The sequence below is a fragment of the Martinezella sp. CNPSo 3959 genome, from assembly GCF_057784355.1.
Genome location: NZ_JBXSOV010000002.1, coordinates 448,721 through 475,495, shown reverse-complemented (window position 1 = coordinate 475,495; position 26,775 = coordinate 448,721). Strand labels below are relative to the sequence as shown.

Annotated in this window: 17 protein-coding genes and 3 tRNA genes; 8 read left to right on the top strand and 12 right to left on the bottom strand. The window is 57.0% G+C overall.

Going from position 1 to position 26,775, the window contains the following annotated elements; translation table 11 throughout:
- Positions 1 to 33: 33 nt before the first annotated feature.
- The 5 genes from AC13RE_RS10245 to AC13RE_RS10225 form a co-directional block, all read right to left on the bottom strand.
- The gene (locus tag AC13RE_RS10245) at positions 34 to 636 is read right to left on the bottom strand and encodes an NADH-quinone oxidoreductase subunit C (protein ID WP_015339505.1); all 603 of its coding nucleotides are present in this window, start codon (positions 634 to 636) and stop codon (positions 34 to 36) included.
- 18 nt (positions 637 to 654) lie between these two features.
- Entirely contained in the window at positions 655 to 1,236 is a 582-nt protein-coding gene (locus tag AC13RE_RS10240; RefSeq protein WP_015339504.1) for a NuoB/complex I 20 kDa subunit family protein, read from the bottom strand.
- Positions 1,227 to 1,592, bottom strand: coding sequence for an NADH-quinone oxidoreductase subunit A (locus AC13RE_RS10235; RefSeq protein ID WP_034489570.1), 366 nt, complete (start codon positions 1,590 to 1,592; stop codon positions 1,227 to 1,229). The genes AC13RE_RS10240 and AC13RE_RS10235 overlap by 10 nt, the downstream gene beginning before the upstream one ends.
- A 258-nt stretch (positions 1,593 to 1,850) precedes the next feature.
- A tRNA-Asp gene (locus tag AC13RE_RS10230) sits at positions 1,851 to 1,927 on the bottom strand.
- A gap of 48 nt (positions 1,928 to 1,975) precedes the next feature.
- Positions 1,976 to 2,052, bottom strand: a tRNA-Asp gene (locus AC13RE_RS10225).
- A gap of 392 nt (positions 2,053 to 2,444) precedes the next feature.
- Here AC13RE_RS10225 and AC13RE_RS10220 point away from each other — a divergent pair.
- Positions 2,445 to 2,520: transfer RNA gene (locus tag AC13RE_RS10220), tRNA-Val, on the top strand.
- Between the two features lie 360 nt (positions 2,521 to 2,880).
- On the opposite strand, the gene AC13RE_RS10215 is transcribed toward AC13RE_RS10220, so the two are convergent.
- The 6 genes from AC13RE_RS10215 to AC13RE_RS10190 form a co-directional block, all read right to left on the bottom strand.
- A complete protein-coding gene (locus AC13RE_RS10215) occupies positions 2,881 to 4,176 on the bottom strand; it encodes a capsule polysaccharide biogenesis protein (protein ID WP_488562831.1) in 1,296 nt (431 codons plus the stop codon).
- On the bottom strand, positions 4,173 to 5,750 hold the full coding sequence (locus AC13RE_RS10210; protein ID WP_488483386.1) for an LTA synthase family protein: 1,578 nt from the start codon (positions 5,748 to 5,750) through the stop codon (positions 4,173 to 4,175). Before AC13RE_RS10210 ends, AC13RE_RS10215 begins: the two co-directional genes overlap by 4 nt.
- 131 nt (positions 5,751 to 5,881) lie before the next feature.
- Positions 5,882 to 6,736 (bottom strand): SDR family oxidoreductase, encoded by an 855-nt coding sequence (locus AC13RE_RS10205; RefSeq protein WP_488562830.1) that lies wholly within the window; start codon positions 6,734 to 6,736, stop codon positions 5,882 to 5,884.
- 19 nt (positions 6,737 to 6,755) lie between these two features.
- Positions 6,756 to 8,114, bottom strand: coding sequence for an aminotransferase class I/II-fold pyridoxal phosphate-dependent enzyme (locus AC13RE_RS10200; RefSeq protein WP_488562884.1), 1,359 nt, complete (start codon positions 8,112 to 8,114; stop codon positions 6,756 to 6,758).
- A 50-nt stretch (positions 8,115 to 8,164) separates the two neighbouring features.
- Positions 8,165 to 15,625, bottom strand: coding sequence for a type I polyketide synthase (locus AC13RE_RS10195; protein ID WP_488562829.1), 7,461 nt, complete (start codon positions 15,623 to 15,625; stop codon positions 8,165 to 8,167).
- A 325-nt stretch (positions 15,626 to 15,950) separates the two neighbouring features.
- Positions 15,951 to 17,129, bottom strand: coding sequence for a polysaccharide biosynthesis/export family protein (locus AC13RE_RS10190; protein WP_488562828.1), 1,179 nt, complete (start codon positions 17,127 to 17,129; stop codon positions 15,951 to 15,953).
- A 316-nt stretch (positions 17,130 to 17,445) separates the two neighbouring features.
- Between AC13RE_RS10190 and AC13RE_RS10185 the strand changes: the two genes are divergently transcribed.
- The 6 genes from AC13RE_RS10185 to AC13RE_RS10160 all read left to right on the top strand — a co-directional run bounded on the left by AC13RE_RS10185 (position 17,446) and on the right by AC13RE_RS10160 (position 23,407).
- The gene (locus tag AC13RE_RS10185; protein WP_488562827.1) at positions 17,446 to 17,757 is read left to right on the top strand and encodes a hypothetical protein; all 312 of its coding nucleotides are present in this window, start codon (positions 17,446 to 17,448) and stop codon (positions 17,755 to 17,757) included.
- Positions 17,757 to 18,854 carry an alginate O-acetyltransferase AlgX-related protein gene (locus tag AC13RE_RS10180; RefSeq protein WP_488562826.1) on the top strand — a complete coding sequence of 366 codons (1,098 nt, stop codon included), beginning with the start codon at positions 17,757 to 17,759 and terminating at the stop codon, positions 18,852 to 18,854. Before AC13RE_RS10185 ends, AC13RE_RS10180 begins: the two co-directional genes overlap by 1 nt.
- Positions 18,855 to 19,097: 243 nt before the next feature.
- Positions 19,098 to 20,183: a hypothetical protein gene (locus AC13RE_RS10175; RefSeq protein WP_488562825.1), complete on the top strand. Its 1,086-nt coding sequence runs from the start codon at positions 19,098 to 19,100 to the stop codon at positions 20,181 to 20,183.
- Positions 20,164 to 21,444 (top strand): KpsE/RkpR family capsule polysaccharide export protein, encoded by a 1,281-nt coding sequence (locus tag AC13RE_RS10170; RefSeq protein ID WP_488562824.1) that lies wholly within the window; start codon positions 20,164 to 20,166, stop codon positions 21,442 to 21,444. Before AC13RE_RS10175 ends, AC13RE_RS10170 begins: the two co-directional genes overlap by 20 nt.
- A 13-nt stretch (positions 21,445 to 21,457) precedes the next feature.
- Entirely contained in the window at positions 21,458 to 22,111 is a 654-nt protein-coding gene (locus AC13RE_RS10165) for an ABC transporter ATP-binding protein (protein WP_106997543.1), read from the top strand.
- A gap of 30 nt (positions 22,112 to 22,141) precedes the next feature.
- Positions 22,142 to 23,407: a KpsE/RkpR family capsule polysaccharide export protein gene (locus tag AC13RE_RS10160; RefSeq protein ID WP_488562823.1), complete on the top strand. Its 1,266-nt coding sequence runs from the start codon at positions 22,142 to 22,144 to the stop codon at positions 23,405 to 23,407.
- A gap of 116 nt (positions 23,408 to 23,523) precedes the next feature.
- On the opposite strand, the gene AC13RE_RS10155 is transcribed toward AC13RE_RS10160, so the two are convergent.
- A complete protein-coding gene (locus AC13RE_RS10155; protein ID WP_488562822.1) occupies positions 23,524 to 24,474 on the bottom strand; it encodes a hypothetical protein in 951 nt (316 codons plus the stop codon).
- Positions 24,475 to 24,584: 110 nt separating this feature from the next.
- Here AC13RE_RS10155 and AC13RE_RS10150 point away from each other — a divergent pair, with 110 nt between their 5' ends.
- The gene (locus AC13RE_RS10150) at positions 24,585 to 26,771 is read left to right on the top strand and encodes a glycosyltransferase family 2 protein (RefSeq protein ID WP_488562821.1); all 2,187 of its coding nucleotides are present in this window, start codon (positions 24,585 to 24,587) and stop codon (positions 26,769 to 26,771) included.
- Positions 26,772 to 26,775 lie beyond the last annotated feature (4 nt).

Here is a 26,775-nt window from a genome sequence, read left to right as displayed (position 1 = left end):
ATGGCGGGCTGAAGCCCACCACACGCTCCCAAATTATGCCTTCGCCTTTTCATCGCCAGGCAGCACGTAGTCCGTGCCTTCCCAAGGAGACAAAAAGTCGAAGTTGCGGAATTCCTGCTTCAGCTCCACCGGCTCGTAGACGACGCGCTTGGCGGCATCATCGTAGCGGACTTCGACGAAACCGGTCGTCGGGAAGTCCTTGCGCAGCGGGTGACCTTCAAAACCGTAGTCGGTCAGAATACGGCGCAGATCCGGATGGCCGGTGAAGAGAACGCCGTACATGTCCCAGGTTTCGCGCTCGAACCAATCGGCGCCGGGATAGATACCGCAGGCGGAGGGAACAGGCTGATCTTCGCCGACGGGAACCTTGACGCGAATGCGCAGGTTCTTCTTGGGCGACAGCAGATGGTATACCACGTCGAAACGCTCGACACGCTGCGGCCAGTCGACGCCGCAAATATCCGTCATATTGACGAAGCCGCACTTGGCGTCGTCACGCAGGAAGGTCAGCAGGGCGATAACGTTTTCGGTCGTCGTCGTCACGGTCAGCTCGCCATATTTGATCTCGCTCGACGAGATCAAGGCGCTGCGGACTTCCGTGAGGTAGGCGGCAAGCTCGTTCAGGGCTTCACTCATAATACCTTGTCCCCTGCCTTACCGTTCGATCGTGCCGGTGCGCCGGATCTTCTTCTGCAGCAGGAGCACGCCGTAGAGCAGCGCTTCCGCCGTGGGAGGACAGCCCGGAATATAAATGTCGATCGGAACGACACGGTCGCACCCGCGAACGACGGAATAGGAATAGTGATAGTAGCCGCCGCCGTTGGCACAGGAGCCCATCGAAATGACGTAACGCGGCTCGGGCATCTGGTCGTAGACCTTGCGCAGAGCGGGCGCCATCTTGTTGGTGAGCGTGCCGGCAACGATCATGACGTCAGACTGGCGGGGCGAAGCGCGCGGCGCAAAGCCGAAGCGCTCGACGTCGTAACGCGGCATCGAAACCTGCATCATCTCGACGGCGCAGCAGGCGAGACCGAAAGTCATCCACATCAGCGAGCCGGTACGGGCCCAGTTGATCAGCTCATCAGTAGAGGTAACCAGAAAACCCTTGTCGGCGAGCTCATTGTTGATCTCGCCGAAGAACGGATCATTGCTGCCGACGGGCCGGCCGGTCGCGGGATCGATGATCCCCTTCGGCTGCGGCGCAACGAGCGTCGTGTTGCTTGGAGCTACTCCCATTCCAGGGCTCCCTTCTTCCATTCATAGATAAAGCCGATGGTCAGCACCGCGAGGAACACCATCATCGACCAGAACCCGAACCAGCCGATCGCACCAAAGGATACAGCCCACGGAAAGAGGAAGGCGACTTCCAGATCGAAGATGATGAAGAGAATCGATACCAGGTAGAAGCGGATATCGAACTTCATGCGGGCGTCGTCGAATGCATTGAAGCCGCATTCGTAAGCCGACAGCTTTTCCGAGTCAGGCGCCTTGAAGGCGACGGCAAACGGCGTGATCAACAGCGCCAGGCCAATCACCAGGGCAATACCAATGAAAATCGCTATCGGAATATAGGAACTGAGCAGTCCAGTCATCATGTCCATCCCTGCTTGCGGTCAGCGCCGGGGCGGCGCATCTGAGCAAATGCCCAGCAAGCGAAAGAGCGTTGCAACAGAGCCGTGGTTAGCGCAGGCGGAGCGCGCGCGCAAGCCTTTTGAATCTGTCGTTCAGGGTCCTGTCGGGCGGTAGATATCAATGTGTTGCGACGACAACGCGACAAATTGGCGCAAACGCGAAAAGGCTCGTTCGCAATCGCAATAAATTGACGTTTGATTGTAATGGCTTGGAGAGAATGGCGCGAGTGACGGGGCTCGAACCCGCGACCTCCGGCGTGACAGGCCGGCACTCTAACCGACTGAGCTACACCCGCGCATTGTTTGGCCTTTCAGCCAGTACGGATCCGAAATTTGCCTTGAAATGGCGCGAGTGACGGGGCTCGAACCCGCGACCTCCGGCGTGACAGGCCGGCACTCTAACCGACTGAGCTACACCCGCATTACATTTCAAGCATTCCAGATGCTTCCGCACCCATCAAAGCGGCCCTCGCCGTTCGATGAGCGGCTAACTACGGGGTTCGTGTTTGGGTGTCAAGCAGGTTTGAATACAAATCGATGACAGAATGCGAATTGTTTTGGACAAGCACTCCTGCAATTTTCGGTCCTCTCGATTTCACATGGCAGGTTCCCACCTCACGCATTTCATGAGAGCCTGATATGCATTGGAATAACCTGGTGGACGTCGAACGACGCATATGTTGACGGGTGCGGCCAGGAATGTGCAAAAATCAAAAAAATCAAAAAATCTTCATAAACACTCTTGCGGTTTTTCCTCGTTCCGCATAGATCACGGCCACCGAACGCGGCGGGCCAATGACCCGCTTCGCAGAAGGGCGATTAGCTCAGTTGGTAGAGCGCCTCGTTTACACCGAGGATGTCGGGAGTTCGAGTCTCTCATCGCCCACCACTCCCATACAGATTAAATTATTGGTTCATGTGCGAGACGCATCGATTGCGTCTTCTGGACGGGCGCCCCTGCACGTCCGACTACAGTCACTCAGTAATTGCCGAGAATAATCACGCCGAGAAGCACCACGGAAACAAGCACGAGGGCTGCTATGATTATCAGCAGCTCCTTCAACATGAATCGTTCCATCTTGCTGTCATCCATGACGTTTGCTCCCGGCAAACCGTTCTTGAAATTCACTCCCAACGTCGAATCGCCGCGCCGGGTTCTCTATCAGTCCACATGTAAGCGGTCGTATTGTCAATTTCAGCCTGACGACCCCTCGCGGCGGCATTCTTCTTTCATCCCATTGCATCTTCATTACGGCACATGAAACTTTATCGGCCGCTGCCTTGGCGGCGGGTCGATGTAGGCGTCGGGCAAATTGACCGTTCGCGATAACAGTCTCTCGGCAATCTGCGCGGCGGCGGCGCGAGCGCCCTCGCGCGAGCAAAAGTTGCCGCGTACCTGTACCGCCGCGGCCAGCAGGCGAAAGAATGCATCGCGCAGTTCCGGTGACGGCGGCGTCGGCTCCAGCCAGAATTGATCCAGGTTCCCCTGGTCACTCAGTCCATCGATATCGTAGATCGCGGTTCCCAGCGCTTTGACCGGCTTTCCCGCCTGCAGCGCCGAAAGGGCCGCAGTCGAGTTGACCGTTACCATGCCCTGGCTGGCGACAATCAGCCGGTCGAGACTGCCGCCATCGATCAGATGAATGCGCGGCGACAATCCGCATGAGGCGCCGATATGCTCGACATAGGCCCGCCAGTCCACGAGCCCGTTGTCGAGCGGATGCAGCTTGAGGACGAGATGCATATCCGGCGCTGCATGCTCCGCAAAAGAACGGAGAATCAGCCGGATCGCATCCTGCTGCTGATGAAAAGGCGAATGCGCGCGGAGCTGAAAATCGGTCTGAAGCTGCAGAGGATAGACGAAGAATCGTTTACCGTCTGCAATCAGTTCCTCGATCACACCCTGCGCTTCCCGTGTCCTTCTGCCGCTTGCCGGCAGTTTTTGCAGCCATCCGGCATATTCCATCAAGGGATGGTAGAGCCCGTGCCGGCGATAGCCGGGATAGAGGAACCACAGAAAGACGGTCGGCAGATAGTAGGCGAGATCGTAAAGCGCTTCCGCCAGGAAAGTCTGGTTGTAACGACGTGTCCAATCCGGCTCCGGCAGATTGGACGATGCCTTCAGAATATGGACCGGATTGGTGGGAAAGTGCGAATTGGAAGAGAGGCCGTCTCGCTCGAGGGTCACCCAGTCCGGCCGCAAATAACCCATTTCCACGACATTGACGGCAACGCCGGCGCGGCGCGCCTCCTCGATCGCGACCCGGTGATAGGGCCGCTCTTCACCATGCAGGATCAGATCCGTAACATTCTCGGCTTCGATTCGAAGCCTGACATAGGCTCGCCATCCGGCAAAGTCGCCGCGATAGTTGAACGCGTTGCGGCGGCGCCACGAAATCCAGTCCCCGGCATTCAGGTTGATGCGGATGCAGCGGCCGCCGGCCTTCTCCAATATCCTGGCAGTCTCGACGAACAAAGGCGAGGATGGCCCCTGCAGGAAGAGGAAGACGCGCGGTCGCGCGGCCCCTTCCCCGCTGGGCATCATTCCGCAACCTCGGTGGCAAGGCCGGCATAGCGCAGCAATGTGCCGATCAGATTCCAGGGCGCCTCTTCCTGCGGCGGCTGCGGCTTTTGCGAATGAGCGCGCGCGCGGCCAAGCGGAACGATGACATAATCGGTGCGCGGATCCGGGAACGGATCGGCAAAGGCCTTCAGCAGGGGTGCATGATCGCCATAGAAAAGCAGCCAAACCGGGCGATCCAGCCTATCGAGGTGATGGGCGAGATTGCCGAGCGCGTGATCGGCGCGCATCAGGAGTTCGCCGTAGATGTCCACCGGATTGACGAGGTCGCCGCAACGGCCCGGCTCCCAGGGGCCGTGATTCGCCATGGACGCGACAAAGAGGAAGTTCTTACTCGTGCCGTCATCATCGATCGTCCGAATCACGCTTTTTGTCAGCGAAAGGTCGCTGACATAAGGGCCATCGCGCTCGGGATTGTGATCGAACTCGTCCAGCATCATCATCCGGTCGAAGCCAAGCTGCGGCAACGCCTTGTGACGCAGGAAAAACGTCTTGTCGTAGGGATGGATGAACTGCGTCTTCCAGCCGGCCTTTTTCAGCCGCGCCGGCCAGACGACATCCTTGTAATGGCTGGCGCGCAGATAGGGGTAGCTGGCGTCGATATGCACATTTTCGGGCAGTAGCCCGCTCAAGACAGCAAACTCGGTTCGTAGCGTATAGCCACCCTCGAAGACGCTGGTCATGCGGCCCCATTGCGCAGCCTGCTCCCTCAGACGGTCGAGATTGGGAAGCTTGATATTGTCGACGCCGAAATGTCTGAGATCGATGAAGGATTCGGATTGCCAGACGACGATGAGCGGTTCGTCTTCGCCATGTTCCCAAAGCTCCTGCAGCGCGGACATGAAGCGCTCGGACAATTCCGAAACGATTGCCTCGCGCCGGACACCGACCCAGATGACGAAATGAAAAACGACGGAGGCAAAGGTGCCGAATCGCACCGTATCGCTCTTGACGTCAACCTTGCCGAGAAATTTCTGCGTAAGACGGCAGACCGGTTCGCTGACGACCCGGCTGAACAAAGCGATCCATGGCGTAAAGGCTGCAGCCAGCATCAGCAGGATCCAAAGCACGCCGTGGTTGTCCGGCAGAACCGCAGGCTCCAGATACATGTAAAGACCGCTGAGGCCGAAGACGTAGGCAAAAGCGATGATCCAGAAGACGATGTTCAGCGATGTCGCGTAGAAGATCTCCTTGTATTTGAAGACATCCACGACGAGCGCGATGTCCGAAAATACCAGAGGCTCGCGGATGAACTCGAATTTCGCCCTCGATATGCCGGTGAAGATGACGAAGAAACTGATGACGGCCTGAGTGCTGTAGATCGGGCGCCAGGAAATGGCGAAGAAAGCCGCATAGATCAGGATGATAACCGGAATTCTTGCCGCCCAGTCGCAGGCTACTCGCCGCCAGCTTCTTTTCGTACGGTTCTCGGCGTTGATGGCCGCCGGCATCGCCAACGGATCGGTCAGAAAGACGATGACGCAGGAAAACGCGAAGCAGGCAAGCGTCAAAAGAACTGGAAAATCGTGAAGCTTCAAGACTGCGCCATCCAAATGCCCGCTGCCTCGGCAGCATTTCCATACCAGCGAGGAACGGGCCGCCAATACCCCTGACTTACCTTCTCTTGCACGTGTTTCGCTGGCGGTGCAACTCCTGCGCCTGTTTTGTATTACTTATCGCGATCAAAGCTCTGCTTGCCGGTATCGGCAAGACCGCTATCCGCCTCGTCACCAAATATTTTTCGCGCCTTGCGTGAAAACCACCATAACAGCAATGGTTTTATCAGGGGTCCGAAGTAAGCCAGCGCCGTCAGCGAAAACCCGAAGTGAATCTTCTGCCTGCCGCGATCCATCCCACGGACGATTCTTGCTGCGACCTCCTCCGCACTCCACGGCTTGACGGCCCCCATCAAAATCTCCGCTTCGCGCGGCCTTAACGCGATTTCCCGGGCATATTGCGGCGTCATCGTATCGGGCGGGAAGCAGATCGAAATCTGCACGCCCCAAGCGCCGGCTTCCGCGCTCAAAGCCTCGGCAAAGCCCGCCAGCGCCGATTTGGATGCGCAATAAGCGCTATAGCCAAAGATACCGATCAAGGCGGCACCCGAAGAAATCATCATGATCCGGCCGCCGCGCCGGCTTTTCATGCCGACGTAGACGGCACGGACCACGTTGGCCGTCCCGAGGAGATTGATGGAGATCTGCTGATCGAAAACCGACGCGGGCATTGCATCGAAGGTACGGGGCTCGACGATACCCGCGGAAGCGACAAGAATATCGCAAGGGCCGAAGGACGCCTCGCAAAGCCTTACCACCTCGGTAGTCTGTTCGGCAGAGGCCACATCAACGGAAGCCGTCCGGATAAAGGCACTGTCGACACCGGGAAGCATCGCGATTTCGACGCGCGCCTCTTCGAGGCGCCCGGTATCGCGAGCAAGAAGCGAAACCCGAGCCCCTTGGGTCGCATAAAGCTTCGCTATCGCCAGACCAATTCCGCTTGAACCTCCCGTGACGATAACGTGCATGAGACGATCGCCCCGAAACTTAAGAGCCGCCTGGAGTTTGAGCCATGGGCAGCAGTTGCATCATCTTCTCCATATCCAGCGAGGCAAGACCGAAATTGCGGTCCTTCAAGCTCTTGAGTTTTTCCGCTGTCAGCCTGACCGCACGCCGGATTTGCTCCTCGGTATGATTGCAGGTGATGAAGAAACGAAGGCGTGCCATGCCCTCGGGCACCGCCGGATGGATGATGGGCAGCACATTGATGCCTTGGGCGTGCAAGTCGTTGGAAAGCTGCGCCGCCCGAAGCGAATCGCCGACGATCACGGGCACGACCGAGTGCCCCACGCTGAGGCCGGTATCGAGGCCAGCCGCCTTTGCCTCGTCGAGAAACAGATGGCCGTTGCGCCTAAGCCGCTCGGTTCGCTCCGGTTCAGACTTGAGGATATCGAGGCCAGCGATGGCGGCGGCGGCTAGAACGGGCGAAAGGCCGACGCTATAGACGAAACCGCCTGCTTCCGCCTTCAGAATATCGGCAAGCGCACGCGTGCCGGCAATATAGCCGCCGCAGCTCGACGTCGTCTTCGAGAGCGTGCCCATCCAGATATCGACATCACGCGGATCAAGATCGAAGTGCTCGAATGTGCCGCGGCCCGTCCTGCCGAGAATGCCGAGCGCATGCGCCTCGTCGACCATCAGCCAGAAACCATAGCGCGCCTTGAGCTCCAGCAGCGCGGGCAGGTTGGCGATATCACCATCCATCGAATAGATGCCTTCGACGATGACCAGAATGCGCCGGAAATCCGACGACAGCGTCTTCAGGATATTCTCGAGGCTATCGACATCATTATGCTGGAACAGCCGGCGGGCGGCACCGGAAAGCTTGATGCCTGCAAGCGCGCTGTTGTGAATGAATTCATCGTGGATCACGAGATCCTGTGGCCCCATCAGACAGCCGATCGCGGCAACATTGGTCAGATAGCCGCTGACGAAGCAGACGGCGGCATCGACGCCATAGACCTTGGCAAGCCTGCGCTCGAGTTCCACATGATCGGGTCGCTCGCCTGCGACGAGACGACTGGCCGACGCCGAGATTCCGAAGCGGTCGATCGCCTCCTTGGCGCGCTTGGCGACATGCGGGTCCGTATTGGTCGCCAGATAATCATAGGAGGCAAAATTGACAAATTCGCGCCCGCCAATGCGCGTCGTCGCGCCGGCGGCGGCATCATGCGACCGATAGAATGGATTGGCGACGCCGAGCAGCTCACCTGCCATGCGCTGCGTTGCGACACGCTTATATTCAGGCAGATCCTCGAAACGGGTCGCCTGACGCGGTTGTGACTGTGGCTGCCGGTTCAGCCTTTCGGTCCGATTGCGGCCGGAGGATTCGCCGACACGGCGCATCTGCTCAAGCAGCTTGCTTTTCTTCTGCTCCGCCTGTTCGCCATCATAGGTCACTGCACAGCCCTTTTTTCGTGTTCTGCGGCATGGCTGCGCGCCAGGCGCTCGACCACCTCGTCTCCGGCCATGTCACTAGCAGCATTATCGCCGTTGCGATTCATGACCCGATCACGCAAACGACTGACGACATCGCCCACCGTCGTCCCCTCGCCTACGCCGCTCAAAGGAATATCGAAGCCGGTTTTCTGCTGGAAGCTCATGCCGAGCTCCATAGCCATCAGGCTATCGAGGCCGATATCCTTCAAAACCTTGTCGGGCGTCACCGTGTCTTCGGTCACGCGCAGGATAGCGGCAATCTCTGCCGCGACAAGCGCATGCAGAGCGGCCTGAGCCTCTTCTTCCGATTTCCCGCTGATCAGGTCCCTGAGATCGATGCTATCTCCGTCGTTGAGGGCCTGATGGCTGCCTGCATGGCGCATCAGCGGCTCGAACAGAGAACGTCCGGCAATCGGCAGCAGACGAGCGGCATTCCAATCGATCTCGGCGATCATGACCGTCGCCGCATCGACATCCCCTCTGTCCGCGAGCATATAACGCTCGACCTGTTCCAGCGCGTCGCGTGCCTTCAACGCCGCCTTTCCGATACGCTTGGAGAGCAGATCATTGACCTCGATGTTGCGAGCAAGGAAGCCCTTGTCGGCGATCGCGCCGAAGCCGACGGCGAGTGCGGGCCTACCTGCGGCCCGACGTGAGCGCGCCAGGCCCTCCAGATAGCCATTGGCCATCACATAGTTAGCCTGACCGGGATTGCCGAGCATGGTCGTTGCCGAGGAGAACAGCAGGAAGAGTTCCAGCCTGTCATCTCGCGTCAGACGATCCAGATTTTCCGCGCCACGGATCTTTACCTCGAGAACGGGGCGATTGCGTTCCGGCGTCAGGTTGGCAAGGAGTGCGTCGTCCAGGACCATGGCTGCGTGAATGACGCCTTTCAATGCCCCTTCGGTGCGAAGCGAGGCAAGCAGCGTCTCGACCGCGGCGGCATCGGTGATATCGCAGGCATGCAGCGTCGTAACGACACCCCGCTTTGTCCAATCTGCTATCGCCTGCTTCGTTTCAGCGTCGGCAATGCCGCGACGTGAGCATAGCGCTATGCGGCGCGCGCCCTTCGAAACGAGCCAATCGGCGGCGGACAGCCCGAAGCCGCCAATACCGCCCGCGATCAGGAAAACACCCTTGCCATCGACACGCAGGGATTTCACGGGTGCGCGCAAGACACTGTCAACACCCGCGACCGGCGGCCGCACCACGATTTTGCCGATATGGCCGGCATTCTGCATCAGCCGGAAGGCATTGCCGATCTCGTCATAAGCGAAGGCACGATATGGCAGCGGCGTCAGCTTTTCCTCAGCGAAAAGCTGACCGATCTCCCTGAAGATGCGCCGAGTGAGATCGGGTACGTTGACCAGAAGCTGATCCGCATCGATACCGAAATAGCTGACATTGCGCCGGAACGGACGCAGACCGATCTTACGGTCGGAATAATAGTCGCGCTTGCCGAGCTCCAGGAAGCGGCCAAATGGCTTGACCAGCTCGATGCTTCGCTCCATCGCTTCGGAAAAGAGCGAATTGAGGACAAGATCGACACCCTCGCCATCCGTAAGCCGCCGCACGCCGGAAACGAAATCCAGAGAGCGGGAATCAAGCACATGATCGGCGCCGAGCATTTCGAGGAAGCCACGCTTCTCGACCGTGCCGGCGGTGGCGATCACCCTGGCACCCTTAAGCTTGGCAATCTGGAGCGCCGCCAGACCGACGCCGCCGGCAGCTCCATGAATCAGTATGGTTTCACCCGGCTGAATGCGCCCAAGCTCGACCATCGCATAATAGGCGGTCAGAAAAGCTACAGGCACGGTTGCAGCCGCAACGGTGTCCATCCGTTCGGGGAGCTTCGTCACTCCATCGCGGTGAACACGGACATGGGTCGAGAACGCAGCAGGCCCGATCCCCATCACCTTGTCACCCGGCTTGAGATCGTCGACGGCATCGCCAACGGCAAGAATTCGCCCAGCGAATTCCATGCCAATAGTGGCACCGGCAAAGCCGTCTTCCAGCGCCTCCTCCGGCAAGAGCCCCATAGCCCACATGACGTCGCGGAAATTGAGGCCGGTCGCTTCGACGGCGACGACAATCTCCCTCTCGTCAGGCACAGGAAGGCCTACTTCCTCCCAGACGACGCTATCCAGACGACCGCCCACATGTTGCCGGATCATCGCCGCGGCAAAATCCCGGCGGCTTGCTTCGACGGCATCAAAGGGACCTGCGGCAGCTCTGATCTCCCGGACCTTTCCGGTCGCGCGATCCATGAACCATTCCCTGTTATCCGTGTCCGCCGTCATAAGGGTATCAACTGCGGAAAACACTCGCCCGTCATCCGCCTCGGCATCCAGCAGATGGACGTCAAAGGCATCATATTCGTTTTGAAGAACGCGGCCCAAAGCCCACAGACCGGCATTCGCGTCATCGACGGGGCGAGCCGACAGCGGAGAACCGCCCGGCGCCAAGATCACCAGTCGAGGCCGTGCTCCATCGCCGTGCTGCGACAGCAGGTTCGCCAGTTCGGTGAAGATCGAGAGACGTGATAGTGAAAGTTCCGCCGCATCGCCGCGTTTCACGCCGGCAAGATACACGATCCGGCTGGTTCTCCGGTTGACCGGATCGAGAGAGCCGGCAATATCTGGCGACAACGCACTGAGATCGATGACCTTTGCATTCTCACCCAGCTTGCCAAGACCCTTCTTGCCCTGCTCCGACAAGATCAGGATTGGCTCGGCGGTCTCTACGATGGCAGCTGTTTCCAGTTGCCGTTCAGATACAGCCGATACCGCTATCAACGCTCCCTCGGGGAATACCTGCTCATGGATCAGAGGCTTGGCAAAGCCCAAGCTCCCCACGAGCTCGGCGATCTGCTGCGGCGTGCCGAGCCGCCCAACAGGGAATTCCGGCGACGGGCTATCGGCAAACCAGCCTTCGGAGAGGCCGAAGACGAAATCATTGAAAGCGCTCGGCGCACGATCGACCAACAACAACCGCGCGCCGCAGGCAGCAACCGTCCGGACAGCCCGCTTGATATCGTCATTGTGGAGCATCAGGTACTGGCTCTGATCGCCGGAGGCGACCACGAGGTCCGCGACATAGCGATCCGTCTGTTTGGCCGGATCGGTGACGATGACATGCGCATCGCGTTCGAATGCGATCTCCAGTGCTCGGCGCGCCTGCTCACGCGGCTCGGCAATCACCAGACATGCGCCCGCTGCTGCGGTGATCGTCGCCAGTTTTCGGCTGAAAGCGGCCGAAACCGAGCCGACTTCCAAAACGTGTGCGATCGCGCCGGCATCAGCCTCGATGGCGGATGTCAATGCTTCCGCAAGCATCGCAAGCCGCCGTTCGCTCAAGGGCGAATGAACAAGGACATGCTCCAGAATCGCTCCACCCGGAATGTTTGCCCCCTGGGCAACAGGCTCACGCTCCAACACGTGCGGCCGTATCGTCGCCAGATGTTCGAGCGTCTCGCGATAGGCATCGCCAACGAGAACACTTTCGGCCACGCGCCCAGCGTCCTCACGATAGATTTCCTGCAGCAGCTCAGCCACAGGCGGCAGTGTCGGCTCCAGGGGAACGTGCCACTTGCCGCCTCCCGTCTCCGCGATGCCGGCATCCTCCAGAATGTAGAGGCAATTGACGAGGAAAGACCGGAATTCGGCATCGCCGGGAAGGCCGGAAAATGCGACGGCGCCGTTACGGTCCGCAACCTTTAGTGCGATATCGTAGCAGGCGCGATAGACTGCGGCTTCAAGAAGAAGGCTTGCATTGTTGAGCGCATGGCTCTCGCCGGAACTGCCGTACGACGGAATCTGCCCTACGTTAGCGCCCGATTTGTGCGCGCCAGCGAAAAGAGCCGAAGGTACGCTCTCATAATGAAATGCAACGGAATCGAGCGTTGCCCTGCGGCGCAGCTGTGTGCGCCGGAAACGACAATCGTCAAGAACGGCAACCGCGCTACCCTTCGCATCGAACAAGGTGAAACGGGCCTTGATCGAATTCGCGCTGAAACGCTCGATCTCAATGAAGGCTTTGACGATCGATCTTTCCTTGCCGAAAGCTCTCACGGTGCCAAAGTGAACGGGAATATAGGGAGCGCCGGTTTCGTCGCCGGAAAATTGATCGAACAATGCGACGAGACCGTGAAAGGCCGCGTCGACCGACATAGGGTTGAGATTATAGCTGGCGAAGGGATGAGACGGTGAGGCAGCCGTCTTCAGGTCCACTTCGATCGCATGATGACCAGACGCCACGGCTTTCGACAGAAGTTGGAAATGTGGGCCGTAATGCAATCCGAAACGTTCCGCGGTTTCGTAGGCCACCTCGGACGTCAATACGGATTTACGGTCCCCGCTCGATCGCGCGGCGGCCTTGCTATCCATCTCAGCTGCCAGCGGCTTGCGGCAACGTCCGACCGCATGCACTGTCCATTCGTCATGGCTGAGGCGCTCGCGCGACCGGATTTCGAGATCTCCCGTCTCGGGTGACAGAATGGTGGACAATTCGACCATCCGGTCCTGAGACAATTCGAGCGGCCGGAAGATTTCGAGATTGCCGATTTCGACTTCATCAGTCCCGTAATAACGCTGCGCAGCCGTTACCGCGATTTCGATAAAGCCGCTGCCGGGCAGGATTGCCTTGCCATCCACCACATGTTCGGCGAGGTCTGGAAAAAGGCGGGCGTCGAGATGGTTCTTCCAATTCGTACCATTGAGATCGGCGCGCCAGCCAAGCAACGTATACGGGCTTTTGCGGTCGCGACCGAAAATATCGATCTCGTCCGTCGTCGCATGAGCACGAAGCTCCACCGGCTCGAAAGGCAGGGGCGGCAGCTTGACGAAGGCGTTGCGCGTGGCGCTGTTGCGCGTGCGTAGCGCAGGCGCACCATTGGCAACCGCCCGTGCAAATGACTGTGAGACCGGATCATGGCCATCAATGGGGGCCTCGCGCAACAAAGTCGGTATTGCGATTGCCTGAACCGATGCCTGTTTTGCGATCTCCGCGACATAGTTCGACAGGATCGGGCGCGGTGAAATTTCTATAAAGAGGTTGCAGCCCATTGCCAGGGCGACCTGACAGCCAGCCTTGAAAAGCACGGGATCGCGAACATTGCGCCACCAATATTGTGTATCCAGCAGGCGCCCATCGCGCAGTTCGCCTGTTACCGTCGAGATGAAGGTCCCAGTGCCGCTATCCGGCGCGAGATCAGGCAGGTCTGCGAAAAACGCCTCCCTAGCACGGTCGATAATGGGATGGTGGAATGGATAGTTGATATCGAGAATATGCGCGACGATCTGAGATTTACGCGCGGCGTCCCTGTAGGCCTCTATCTCATCGGCAGGACCGGAGATCGTTACCGAATTCGGCGCGTTGACGGCCGCGATACATATATTGTCCAGGCCCCTGGCTTTCGCAAAAGCCAGCGCTGCATCCTCGCCAAGCACAACGGCGGCCATCTTACCCTCACCGGCAAGAAGATCCTGATGCAGCGAACGCTTCGCGACGATTGCAACCGCCTCGGCAGCAGTCAGCACCTTGGCTGCGTAGGCGGCCGCGATTTCGCCGACCGAGTGGCCGAAGACCGCATCCGGCTTGACGCCCATCGACCAGAGACAATCCGAGAGGGAGGCCTGGATCGCGAATAGCAGCGGCTGCGCGATCTTGGTATCTGCCAGGCGGACGGCAAGATCAGAGGCGACCAGAACATCGGTCAGCTTCTCGCCGAGATAATATTCAAAGAGAGCGCTGAAGGACTGAAAGCATTGCCGGAAATGGCGGTTTTCCTGATAGGCGCCGATGCCCATTCCCGCCCATTGCGCGCCGTTGCCGGAAAAGACGAAGGCGATCTTGGTGGCTTGAGCCGGAGCTTCGCCAGCCTCGCCAGCCGAATTTCTCCCTGCAAGATGCGCATCGATCGCAGCAAGCACGGCTGCACTGTCTTTTGCGCGGGCTGCGAAACGATGACGCATGGGTTCGCGATTGGCAGCGGCAGAAGCAACGATCTGACGCGCTTCCTTGGGCTCGGCAGTTTCAAGACGGGTCCTGTAGTCTTCGAGCAGCGCCGAAAGAGCCGAGGCCGTGTGAGCGCTGACGGCGAAAACGACCCCCTCGCCTCGGATTGACGGTTCGGGCGGTGCGATCGGATCGGGGTCACTGATGACGACGTGAGCGTTCGTTCCGCCGAAGCCGAAGGAATTGATCCCGGCAAAGCGTGCCTGCTTGGCCGGAAGAAGCTCGATCGTTGATGTATTGACCCGAACGTTCAGGCCCTCGAAGTCGATAGACTCATTCGGGTGGTCGAAATGCAATGAGGCCGGTAAGAAATTATTTTCGAGCGCAATCACGGCCTTCAACAGCCCGAAAAGGCCGGATGCCGGTTCGGTATGGCCAATATTCGTCTTGATCGAGCCGATCGGCACAGGCGCGCGCCGATTGCGCCCTATGACTTCGCCGATCGCCCAGATTTCGGCAGGATCGCCGACCTTCGTTCCCGTTCCATGCCCTTCGATGAAGGCGATGCGATTGACGTCGATATTGCGCCCTTCATAGATCGACTGAAGCAAGGCGGCTTGCGCCTCGCGCGACGGCATGGAGATGCCGTTGGTGCGTCCCGAAGAATTGACGCCTACGGCATGTATCCTGGCATAGCTGCGGTCCTTCTCGCGTAGCGCAACGTCCGTCCGGCGCAATACGATCGCCGCACCACCTTCTGCGCGAACGTAACCGCGACCGTTGTCGTCATAGGCGCGGCAGAGCCCTTCCGGCGACAGCATGCGCGCCTGCGCGAAGCCCACGAAGGACATGGGGTTGAGCAGAATATTGATGCCCCCGACGATCGCGGTATCGATCTCTCCGTTTTCGAGGGCCTTCACCGCCTGGTCGAGCGCTACCAGCGACGACGAACAAGCCGTGTCGATCGTCATGCTCGGTCCGCGCAATCCGAATATGTGCGAGATGCGGTTGGAAACGATGGAAAGCGTGTTTCCAGTCATGAAATACGGGCTACCCGAGGCGGGGTCTTCCAGCGTCAGATTGCCATACTCAAGAGAGGATGCGCCGACATAGACGCCCACGCGCTGGCCTTCGAACCCATCGATCGGCAGGTTTGCATCTTCCAAAGCTCGCCAGACAACATTGAGAAGGATGCGCTGCTGCGGATCCATCTGCATCGCTTCACGCTGGGAAAGGCCGAAAACCGCAGGATCAAAGGCGTAGACATTCTCGAAGACGCCGGCTGCAAAACTGTAAGTTTTTCCCTGGATGCCCACAGCCGGATGCCAAAAGCGCGCAAGATCCCAGCGCTCCTCAGGTATACGGCTTACGGTGCAACGCCCCTCCTTTAGTACGAGCTGCAGTTCATCGATAGAACCCGCCCCAGGGGCAATGCTTGCGCGTCCGATAATCTCAACTGTCATGATCTCTCAGCAATATTCGAAGAAATGCACCAAACTGACCAATATTAACTACTCACGCTAGTATTGCCCGCGTTTTTCAACGACAACAATTTGCGCGCGCAGCATGTATGCGGCAGCGCACCAACCGATGCAATATGCGATCAGTTAAGCTTTCAATTCAAGCCAGAAATCGCAATTCTTGCTTGCGGTGGTTGCAGTTCTTTCACTAAATCAGTTCGCGATGAATTTCCGTTATCGACAAGGCACGATCCGTCAAAATCATACAGATGTCGGCATCGATCAGCGAATAGGCTAAGTCAAGCCATCGTCGTTCCGTTTCTCGCGACTATTGCCCTAGATTTGCTGCCGTTGCCGCTCCCTGGGATGCAATACCAAGCGGCGTGCCGATAAGATTCAAGAACTTCCTGATGTCGACGGAAGGATGACGCGATACATAGATGACGTCGCGGCTTTTTACCGGGAAAGTCTGCCCTACGATCAGGCTATCGGGATTGGACATGTCGAAGCGATAGACGATCGGATAGCGTCCCTTGGCATCCGGAACCATTCCCTTACGCAGCAAACCCTCGAAACGAGCAGGGCCGAGCAGAGCTTTGGCGATTTCAGGCTCCTCGTAGCGGAACAGGAAGAAGCCTTTCGCATTGCTCGAATCGTCGATCGCGCCGTGACCCAGCGCAACGGCCTCAAGCAGGTTCAGATCGTTTGCTCCAAATTCGAGGCGGCCGTCTCCGCGGACAGATCCAAGCAGAGTGAAGGTCCTCGGATCGCGGACGAGGAATATCTGATCGCCCGGCTGGACATAGATATCTTCCGACGGGTGCTCAATGATGGACTTCAGCAGAACCGTTCCCGTCCGGCTGCCGCGAACCAGCGTTACATAGGTTTCATAAGGTTGCGTTGAAGGCCCCCCGGCCTTGGCGATGACTTCGGTAATCTTTTCCTTGGTCAGATCGAGCGGAACCATGGAGGGACGGCCAACGGCGCCCGAAACCGTGACGGTACGCGACGGCGTGCCCATGCTCGTTACGATAACATCCGGCTCGACGGCCTTGGTCGCCAGCGCCGCCAGGATTGCCTTGCGAGCCTGATCAAGCGTCTTGCCCGCAAATCGAACCGAGCCGGCATAAGGAATTGCTGCCGTGCCATCCGGCTGCACGACGACATCGAGCGATACCTGCTTTGATTGCGCCGTCGAAAACAGGCCATCGGCGCCAGCTTCGAAAATCGTGATCTTCAATGCATCGCCGACACCGATAACGACGGCGCCAATACCACCACCCATACCAAAACGGCGATTGAGTGTGGATGAAACATAATCGGAAACCAGACGCGCGCTGCGGCTGTCGATGTCAACGATATCGAACACCGCAGCATTTCTGCGACCCAGTTCGGCGCTGGATTGGCCGGCGTCCTTTACAATGGCGCCAGCCAAAGGTCCTTCACTTGAGACGGAATTGCACCCCGCAAGAACCACGCAACAAATCACGGCGCCAATACGAAACAATTGAAAACCTCAAACAACTAGCTGCCGTGATTACCTGATGGCATACATCGACATGGAATGCATCAAATCTATCGACGCCTTGAAAAGCATAACGGGCACGCGTCAACAAGCCCAAATAGCGGAAATGCAACCAAAAAAATCAGATGCGCCCATATGAACACACCCGGCCCTCAAGAATCGCCCGACCAGCTCCGATTTATAGGGGTCAAGGAGACTTGAAGCAATTTGGGCGAGTATTTTTGAAGATTTAAAATTAAAATTTTCTGAAAAGCAAACAGGACCCGTTAAGCAACGGCATTAGCAGAGGGGTCACCTCATGGATAACATTGAAGTTTCGCTGAATCGCATTTATGCCGCTTTCCATAGGATGCATCTTGCCTATAAAAGAACTGAGTTCAGACCGGCAACTCACGCAGAAGACGACAAACCACAACAATCGGAGCTTGCTAAGTTTCTGCCGTCAGCGAGACATTCCAACAATCTTCGATTGTCTATCGTCGCTTGCAAATTGCCGCAAAAATATACTTCAGGGGCGAGAGACGGCTTGGGAGCTGTGGTAGGACAGCGGAACGATCCCGTAACTCTCCAGCTCGGCGGGATGCCGATGAAAATAAAGGGTGCATATTAATGCTTGGTTTTTCAAAGCGTTCACAAAAGAAAGCCTCGAAAAGTCCCCTCGAAATATTCGATCAGTACGAGCAGGGCAAACCGGCTCATCAAAATGCTATCAGCGCCCTTCTGCCACAGCTTGATCTCAATGCCGCCTCCGTATTGCCGGATCTGGATGAGTCTACGTTCCTTGACCTAGCAAGCATCGCATATTGCGAAACCTATATCGAAGCAAATCGCAAAGAGAATCCAGTTGATATCCTGAACTATGGAGTTGCAACCGCCAATAATGTCGCAATCGTTGGCGCCGACAGCTACCTGTTTATTGGCGACGGTGCAAACGAATGGGAAAAGCAGTTTCTCGGGAAGGCGCGGCTCGACCTAGGTTGGGCAAGGAAATGGGAAAAGCTTTTTAAGATGCGTCGAAAGCGAGCGGAACACGAAGGAGTGCAACTCGTCAATTTTGTTATCCCCGAGAAGCAGGTATTGCTTTCTCACAAGCGCTGGCCGGGAATCGAGTCTGGACTAGTAGGCGCAGCGCGGCCGATGCGCCGGCTGCTCGCAAGCCTGAGGCAGGATGCGAGCTTGCTCTACCCAGAACAGGAATTGCGCCAAGCGGAAGCGATCGCGCCAGTCTATTCGCGTCACGATTCACATTGGAGTGTCTTCGGATGCTGCATTGCCATGCAGGCACTACTTGAGGAAATCGGCCACACGCCCCCTCTTAAGCAACTTAAACTTGCGGTTACACGATGCAATAGACCCCGAGATCTATTGGTGCATTTCTTCAACACATCGATTACCGAGGATACCTTACGTCTCGATCAGAACGGCGTTAGAAAAGAATATAATGAAAAGCCTGAGCGTACGGGTCGCTTCAATGGTACTTATTATAAGCTGCAAAACGAAAACGCACCGGACAAGCGGCGGGTCGCTGTATTTGGCGACAGCTATTCCTTTACTGAAGGCGTCACATATGTGCTTTCAGCAATTTTCGAAACGGTTGTATTTCTATGGTCCAAGGACATCGATTGGTTGCTGATTGCCGAACAAGAAATCAACGTAGTAGTGTGGGAACATGCCGAGCGCTTCATGATTACAATCCCGGAAGAATGAACTGATTGTGGGATGTCTACGCTCAAGATTAGAGATGTTTAGGATGTCCAATTTCAGACAGAATCTAAAGTATTACACCAGTATTTTTCCATTGAATGCGACGTGTGACAGCCTGGACGCTATGAGAATCCATATCGATGATATCGACGAGTGGGACGCATTACCGATTTGTAATTAATTTAAAGCGTTTCGATGGTTGAACGACTACAGCCATGCAATACATGGAAGCGCCGGAAAACATCCATGCTCTTTAGTATCGAATATGATCGAGGTGATTTGCTTGAGGGCTATCTGGTCCCCGACGGTTTTTCTGAGAAGGCATATATTAGGATATCCGATGCCAACAGCGAGTTGATGATATTGCCTTGCGATCAAATTAAGCAGGCGGTCATCGATGCAGGGCGGCATGAAAACGGCCATGTCGGGTTCAAGCTCGATACGACGACCATTCCCGATCTGGCTGAGCGCACATCGCTGATGATCCATGACGCCAAGTCGGGGCTGCTGATCTACCGCCGGCCGCAGGTATCGAGCACGATTCCGTTAAAGATTGTAAGGCTTGAGACGCAGCTGCTGCCAATGGTCAAATTCGACTACTATTGTGGCCGCAACTTTCAATATGAGCTTTCCTCCGTCGAGCGCTTCGGTCACGAAACGACCCTCCAAGCCTTTCATTTGAACGCCATCCAGTCGATCTATCTTAGCGGCCGGCTGTTGATGCGCAATTATGAAGAATTCCTCGACAAGGGATTCAAGGCCATCGTTCTGCTGACCGATCCCTATTACGAACTTGCGCTGCGGATATTCCTTCTGAAACGAATGGCGAAAACTCAGATTTCCTTCTTCGGCGATCGCGACAAGATCATCCTGGCACCTGCTGCGGAGCATTTTGCCGAGGTAAGCCTTGAAAACGAAGCCTCTCTCAAGGCAGCTCTGAAGAAGGCCCCTCAAAGCGTCAGAAACGTTCTGGTATCCCCGGTCACCCGGCAATTGGCCACGACCATACCGGAACAGACGGTGACGCGCAGCGACGTCGCCACTGCGATCGACCTTCTCTCACGTTTTGCCGTTGTCGGTTTCGATACGGACAGCCTTTATTTTCAGCAGGCGGTCAGCGAGCTCATCGGGATTTCGGTTGGTGATTTTCCGTTGCCACCCAGACACAGCACCCTCGAGGACGTTGCGGCACGGTTGCGTTCATTGCATATTGCGGAGCTCATGCTCGAAGAAGATTTGATTTTCGATCACTATGTGCGTCAGGCGATGAAACCGACCGCGCCTCAATTGCCAGAAACGATTGCAAGCCGACATGCCGAAGCCAATCATTGAAGACGCGATAGTTCAGGACTCTCCGCGGGTAAGAACGAGCCGGCAAATCCTGCCTTCGCTGTTTCGGCGCAAGCTGCCGGCGCAGCGTGCGCGCACAGATCTCGAGGAGATCGAATATATACCGGTGCATGATGGCAACGAGCCCGAAACACGGTCGGGGGGCAAGCCGCCCCTGAGGCTTATCAGCTTTATCCTGCTCGTCATCCTGCCTTTCCTGGCAAGCTCGGTCTATTATGCCTTCATTGCTTCGGATCAATATGTAGCGGAAGCGCGTTTCGCCGTGCGGGCCGTGTCGGGAACAGGCGATACCAGCGATGCCAGTGATCCCGGCGGAGCCACCAGCGCTCTCAACATGCGCTCGGCGTCACAAGATGCCTATGTCGTCACCAGCTTCATTCACTCCACCGAAATCCTCAATCGAATCGGAAAGAAGATCGACTATCGCTCCATGTTTATCCGGCAGGATGCGGATTTCATGTCGCGATTTGGTTCATCTCGATCCGACGAAGAGTTTCTGAAATACTGGAACGATCACGTCACCGCTTATATCGATGTGACTTCCGGCATCATAACGCTGAAGGTCAGAACCTTCTCCCCGGACGATTCCGTCAAGCTTGCAGACGCGATTATCGAGGAAAGCGAAAAGCTCATCAACGAGCTTTCGGAAAGGGCGCGCAACGACATCGTGCAAAGCATGAAGGCCGACGTCCAGAAGAGCGGCAAAGCCTATGGCGACACGTTGATCGCCCTCAATCAGTTTCAAAACGCATCCGGCCTTCTTAGCCCGCAGACACAGGCCAAGAACAGCGGCGCGATTCTAACGGGTCTGCTGGCCCAGAAGCTTGAATTCGAAACGCGCCTCTTCGTCATGCGGCAATCCAACGCCCAGAATTCTCCGACCTATCAGCAGCTCAATCTCGCCAGAGAGAGCCTCGATACGCAGATCGAGAAGATGAAATCGGCGCTGACGGGGCCCGAGAATGCCAGCCTTGCAAAATCCTTGCTGGAGTATTCCAGGCTGGAAACCGATCGCATGATCGCGGAAAAACTCTATGAAAGCTCGCAGAAGAATTATGACGCCGTGCTTGCCGAAGCTCTGCGAAAGACACTGTACCTTGCCGTCTTCGTTAAACCCGTGCTGCCGGACGAGTCGATATTTCCACGTCGCGTCAGTACGCCATTGATCATATTGCTTGCACTTATTGTCACCTGGGCGACGCTTTCCCTTATCTGGGCATCCGTAGAGGATCACCGGATATGAGGGGAGAAGCAGAATGATCAGCTTCAAGAACGTCTCGAAATTCTTCAAGACGCAAAGCGGCAAGAAGGTCATTCTCGATCGGGTGAGCTGCGAGTTCGAGTCCGGCTATTCCTATGGCTTGCTCGGCGTAAACGGCGCGGGGAAATCGACGACAATGCGCATGATCGCCGGCACCATGCTGCCGAACTCCGGCAGGATCAGCAAGAATGTACGGGTGTCTTGGCCTCTGGGCTTGAGCAGCGGCTTCAATCCTCTCATGACGGGGCGAGCCAATGTTCATTTCGTCGCGCGCGCCTATGGCGAGGACGTGCGGCGTGTTTCCCGCTTTGTCGAAGAATTCGCCGAACTCGGCGATTATATCGATGCACCCGTGCGCACCTACTCCTCGGGCATGGGCGCACGATTGGCATTCGGCCTCTCGATGGCGATCGAGTTCGAGTGCTATCTGGTCGACGAAGTTCTTGCTGTTGGTGATGCACGCTTCCAGGAACGCTGCCGCGTCGCATTCGAGAACAGGCGCAAGAATTCCGACATCATCATGATCTCGCACAGCATGAGCATGATCAATACGCATTGCGACAGAGGGATGGTACTTGTCGACGGCAGACTTATCGCCTTCGATAAGGTAGAGCAGGCTATAGAATCCTATTATAGATTGAACCGCTAGAAGACCAGGGATCGACGGCAAGGCCCAAATATGGCTCATGATACCGAAAACGCGCCAAAAGCGCTTCAGCTCAGCGCGACGGAGCATAGCCGCAATGTGGCCGCGAATCTGTCGGTAGCAGCGCGGAAATTGCGTTTCTCGACATCGAGACGAAGCCAGCTGTTCAAGGCCGTTGGCCTGCGGCCTCGCCCGATGCAGCAGGTCATCAGCAAGGCCATCCTGGCATCGACCGTTCTGCTGCTTGTCATCCCCAATATTGCTTCGGTCTATTACTTCACCTGCGTCGCATCCGATCAGTATCAATCCGAAACGCGTTTTACTGTCCGCACGTCTACGCCAGCACTCGGGGGCAATCAGATCACCAAGGTGACCGGTTTGCCGCCGGCACAGATCGTGCAAAATACCCTGATCGTCACCAATTTCATCAAGAGCAAGGACATGGTTGCCGCCCTTGAGGAAAAGGTCGATTTTCAAAAGATCTATGGGAACGACTCGATCGACCGGATCGCGCGCCTGAAAAAAGACGCGAGTTCTGAAAAGCTGCTCGATTATTGGGAAGACATGGTCTCGGTCAAGATCGATGCGAATAGCGGTATCGTGACGGTCAAAGCGCGCGCTTTCACGGCAGCCGATGCCCAGAAGGTGCTACATCAGGTCGTGGCGGCGTCCGAAGTCGTGGTCAACGATGTCAACACCCGTATCTGGCGGGACGTCATAGCGACCGCTCAGGCGAACCTGGACAATGCAAAGGATCAGCTGCAGAAAGCGCGGGACAAGCTTTTGATTGCGCGCAACCAGACCGGCGTCCTCAGCGTCGAGGGATCGTCGACCGTTATCACGAACCTGATCTCGTCCGTTCAGAAGGAAAGAATAGATCTTCAGCAGAAATATGATGCGCTTCTTGGAACGGTCTCCGCCGATGCCCCGCAAATGCGCGTGCTCAAACGCGAGATCGACAGCAGGCAGAAGCAGATCGATCAGCTGAACAGCCAAGTCGCCGGGCAGAACAAATCCGAACAGAATCTTGCGGATGTTTCCGTCGATATGTCACAGCGCGAACTGGAACAGAGCCTTGCCGAGCAGCAATTCGCCACGAGCATGAAGACGCTGGAGCAGGTCAAGTTCGTCAGCAAGCAGCAGCTTCTTTACCTCGATACCTTCCTGGCGCCCAGCCTGCCCGATGAAGCCGAGTACCCGCAGCGGGCGCTCTGGATCGCAGGCATCTTTGGTGCGACGCTTCTTGCCTGGGGTGCGGTTTTCGGCATTCTCGCCAATCTTCGAAATCGTCTGGCATAGTCGCGCGGAAACTCATGCAAGTTTTACGCGACCTCCTCTACCAACTGCTCCCAAGACCGAGACCCTTCGGAACGCCGCCACAGAATGGCGAGCGCGTTGCAAGGCGCCTGCTCATCTTATCGCGCGACCCCAATCCGAGCTTCAGCTATTATCTCGACGAGCGCGCCAAAACACTTGGCCATATCGAGGTCATCACGAAGGATCTCGACGATCCGCTTGATGCTATCGATAGCGATGGGCTCTTCGTCATCATCTGCCGCTACATCAAGCGGTCGCAATTGCGCTGGTTGGAGGAACGGCGAGATACCCTCGCCGGGGTAGCTTATTTCGTCGACGACGATATTCCGGCTGTTGTCGCCGGGAACGAAGCAGGGTGGCTCTATAAATTCAGGCTGATCAAACTGGCGGTCCGCCCGCTGCCAAGGATCAACAGGCTGCTCACTCACGTGTGGACCTCCACCGATGCCCTGGCAAATGCGCTCGCGATGAAAAGCCATAGAATCGAGATTCTGCGTCCCCTTCCGGCGGATGCGCCTGACATCGCAATCAATAGCCGGAATGAAAGCGTCCGGCCGCTGAAGATGGTTTATCATGCCACCGGCGTGCATCGCCGGGAACACGAGTTCCTGATGCCGATTATCAAGGCCGCAATGGAAAAACACGGCAACCTTCATTTTGAGGTTTTTGCCGCCGGCTCCCTCGCCCGACGCTGGAGCCAGCAGGGGATCGACCCGGCGAAAATAACCATCATCCCGCCATTGCCCTGGCCAGCCTATCTCGCCAAGACAACGCATCACCAAGCCGACATCGCTTTGGCGCCTCTCCTGTCGGGAAAGACCAATGCGAGTCGCTCCGACACCAAGCGGATCGACATCAGCCGCCTTCAGGCGGCTGCCATCTTTTCCCGGTGCCCCACCTTCGAACGATGTGCCGTCCCTGGCGAGCTTCACATTGGCAACACCACCGAAGAGTGGATGGCTGCCATCGATCTGCTCGTTGGCGACCACGCTCGCCGGCTCTCTGCCCGCGATGCTACGCGATACTCGATCGAGAAAATGCGGCAGCACGCGAGCCCGACATTTCCCGGCATTCGTTTTGAGCCTCTCAGCGGCGCAGACTAGAGATTGAACTTGGCAGGCGATGTTCCTTCCAGCATGTGGATGAAACCAATATTTCGATGACACTCAAAATCATACCAAACGCCGATCTTGAACGGGAAATATCCGCTGAAGCCCATCTCGGCCTATGGAAATCCCTGGGGGATGATCCGGCTTTCGAGATCAGGTTCTCGCCCTTGCGAAAGAAGCTGGTCGTCATCCATGTGGCCGCGACCAGCGAGCCCATAGATCCGAAACTCTATATCAATCGCGGTTATGGTTTCCGCGAGAAGGATACGGTTTCCCTCCCGGAAGGAAACTGCTTCGTCATCACCGCGGATATCGGCTCGGTTGGCTCGATCTGCGCCCTGCGTGCCGATCCAGCCAGTTTTCCGACATCGTTCAAATTTGCCGCCAGGGCTTTTGCATCCGAAAAAGCAGCCGAAAGATATATTGCAACGCTTCTCCGATGCGAGGGACAAACCAAACGTATCGATCTCGGCAGACTGCCCCAGCATTGGCTGAAATTGCCCAGACTGCGCTTGCGGCAACGCGCTCCTAGTCTGACGATACAATATGCCGAGGCGAGCTATAGGCTTGCCGCAGAACTGGAGACAACATCGGTACCGGCGACGGCGGGAACCTGGCTCAGTGTAGTAGTACCAGTCTATAATGCTCCGCCGCGCTATCTGGATGATCTCGTCAAATCCTTCGAAGCACAGGGGGAAATGGGAGCCGAGCTCATCCTGAGCGATGATGGCTCGACATCTCCGGAAACGCGGCAGTGGTATCAGAGCCAGCAATCAAAGGACAATGTCCGTCTCGTGCTGAACGAGCGCAACGGCGGCATCGCTGCTGCGACCAATGCCGGCCTGTCCCATGCAAAGGGGCAATGGATCGCCTTTCTGGATCATGACGATGTCATTGCACCGCATGCCTTCAAGCTCGTCCGGCATACGCTCGAGCAAAATCCGGATGCCAATTTTCTCTATACGGACGAACTTGTGGTCGACGACACCCTGAGGCCGATCGGCGTCATGCTGAAACCGGCCTATGATTCCGTACTGTTGACGGGCGTCAATTACATCAATCACTTCTCCATCTATCGCCATAGCCGCCTTCGCGAAATCGGTTATCTCCGTACCGGCTACGACGGCTCGCAGGATTACGATCTGCTGCTGCGCTACATGGAGGGCGTCCCGGAAGAAAGCATTCTCCACCTGCCCTATCCCGCGTACTGGTGGCGCCGCAACGGCAAGACCTATTCACGCAAATTCATGGATGCCGCAACCGCCAACGCCAGAAAGGCCCTGACCGAACGGTTCGCACGACAGCGGCAGACAGTCTCTGTTGACGGCGCTCTCACCAAGACCTTGCATCGGGTCGTCTTCGATGCACCCCACGAATGGCCGAAAATCTCTGTTATCATTCCGAGCAAGGACAATTTCGATCTGATCTCGCGCATTCTCGGCGATCTCTTCGAAAAGACAGACTATCCCAATCTTGAAATCCTAGTCGTCGACAATGGCTCCACCGATCAAGCCGTCCTCGATCTCTATGAGCACTATCGCAAAACCCAGCCTCGCTTTTCGGCCGTCATCAATCGGGAAACCTTCAATTTCTCACGCTCGGTCAATCGCGGCCTGAACGCTGCGACGGGCGAGCATTGCCTCATCCTCAACAATGACGTCGAAGTCATCGAACCAGGCTGGCTGAAGGAGATGGTTTCCTGTCTTGCCTATGACGGAGCCGGCATCGTCGGCGCCAAACTGCTCTTCTCGAACGACAAGATGCAGCATGCCGGTGTGGTAATAGGCTTCGGCGGACTTGCCGGTCACTGGTACTTGAACAAGCCGAAGGAGTTCGGCGGACCGATGAACCGGCTGCATGTGCGCAATACGATGACCTGCGTGACTGGCGCCGTGATGCTGATCTCGGGTGACTGCCTTCGCAACATCGGCCTGTTCGACGAGGAGAATTTCGCGGTCGCCTATAATGATGTGGATTATTGTCTGCGGGCGCACAAGGCAGGATATCGCGTTATCTGGACGCCCTTTGCCTGCCTTTATCACCATGAATCGCTGTCGCGCGGCTCGGACAAATCCGGCGAACGAAAGAAGCGCTTCGAGCAGGAGAAGCAGAACCTGCGCCGGCTGCACGCCACACAGGGCTTCATCGATCGCGCACTCAATCCGGCCTATGGCCGCGATAAATCAGACCCCAAGATCGTGGTGCCTACGCGCCTGCATATCCCGTCGATGTCTTAGAGCA

What these genes read in the sequence shown, in the direction of transcription:
- AC13RE_RS10200 (WP_488562884.1), bottom strand. Translation starts at nt 8,114, where the DNA reads ATGCGCCGTGTCGGCGAATCCTCCGGCCGCAATCGGACCGAAAGGCTG.
- AC13RE_RS10180 (WP_488562826.1), top strand. Translation starts at nt 17,757, where the DNA reads ATGCTTGGTTTTTCAAAGCGTTCACAAAAGAAAGCCTCGAAAAGTCCC.
- AC13RE_RS10150 (WP_488562821.1), top strand. Translation starts at nt 24,585, where the DNA reads ATGACACTCAAAATCATACCAAACGCCGATCTTGAACGGGAAATATCC.
- AC13RE_RS10235 (WP_034489570.1), bottom strand. Translation starts at nt 1,592, where the DNA reads ATGACTGGACTGCTCAGTTCCTATATTCCGATAGCGATTTTCATTGGT.
- AC13RE_RS10165 (WP_106997543.1), top strand. Translation starts at nt 21,458, where the DNA reads ATGATCAGCTTCAAGAACGTCTCGAAATTCTTCAAGACGCAAAGCGGC.
- AC13RE_RS10170 (WP_488562824.1), top strand. Translation starts at nt 20,164, where the DNA reads ATGCCGAAGCCAATCATTGAAGACGCGATAGTTCAGGACTCTCCGCGG.
- AC13RE_RS10215 (WP_488562831.1), bottom strand. Translation starts at nt 4,176, where the DNA reads ATGATGCCCAGCGGGGAAGGGGCCGCGCGACCGCGCGTCTTCCTCTTC.
- AC13RE_RS10195 (WP_488562829.1), bottom strand. Translation starts at nt 15,625, where the DNA reads ATGACAGTTGAGATTATCGGACGCGCAAGCATTGCCCCTGGGGCGGGT.
- AC13RE_RS10240 (WP_015339504.1), bottom strand. Translation starts at nt 1,236, where the DNA reads ATGGGAGTAGCTCCAAGCAACACGACGCTCGTTGCGCCGCAGCCGAAG.
- AC13RE_RS10175 (WP_488562825.1), top strand. Translation starts at nt 19,098, where the DNA reads ATGCTCTTTAGTATCGAATATGATCGAGGTGATTTGCTTGAGGGCTAT.
- AC13RE_RS10185 (WP_488562827.1), top strand. Translation starts at nt 17,446, where the DNA reads ATGGATAACATTGAAGTTTCGCTGAATCGCATTTATGCCGCTTTCCAT.
- AC13RE_RS10160 (WP_488562823.1), top strand. Translation starts at nt 22,142, where the DNA reads ATGGCTCATGATACCGAAAACGCGCCAAAAGCGCTTCAGCTCAGCGCG.
- AC13RE_RS10205 (WP_488562830.1), bottom strand. Translation starts at nt 6,736, where the DNA reads ATGCACGTTATCGTCACGGGAGGTTCAAGCGGAATTGGTCTGGCGATA.
- AC13RE_RS10245 (WP_015339505.1), bottom strand. Translation starts at nt 636, where the DNA reads ATGAGTGAAGCCCTGAACGAGCTTGCCGCCTACCTCACGGAAGTCCGC.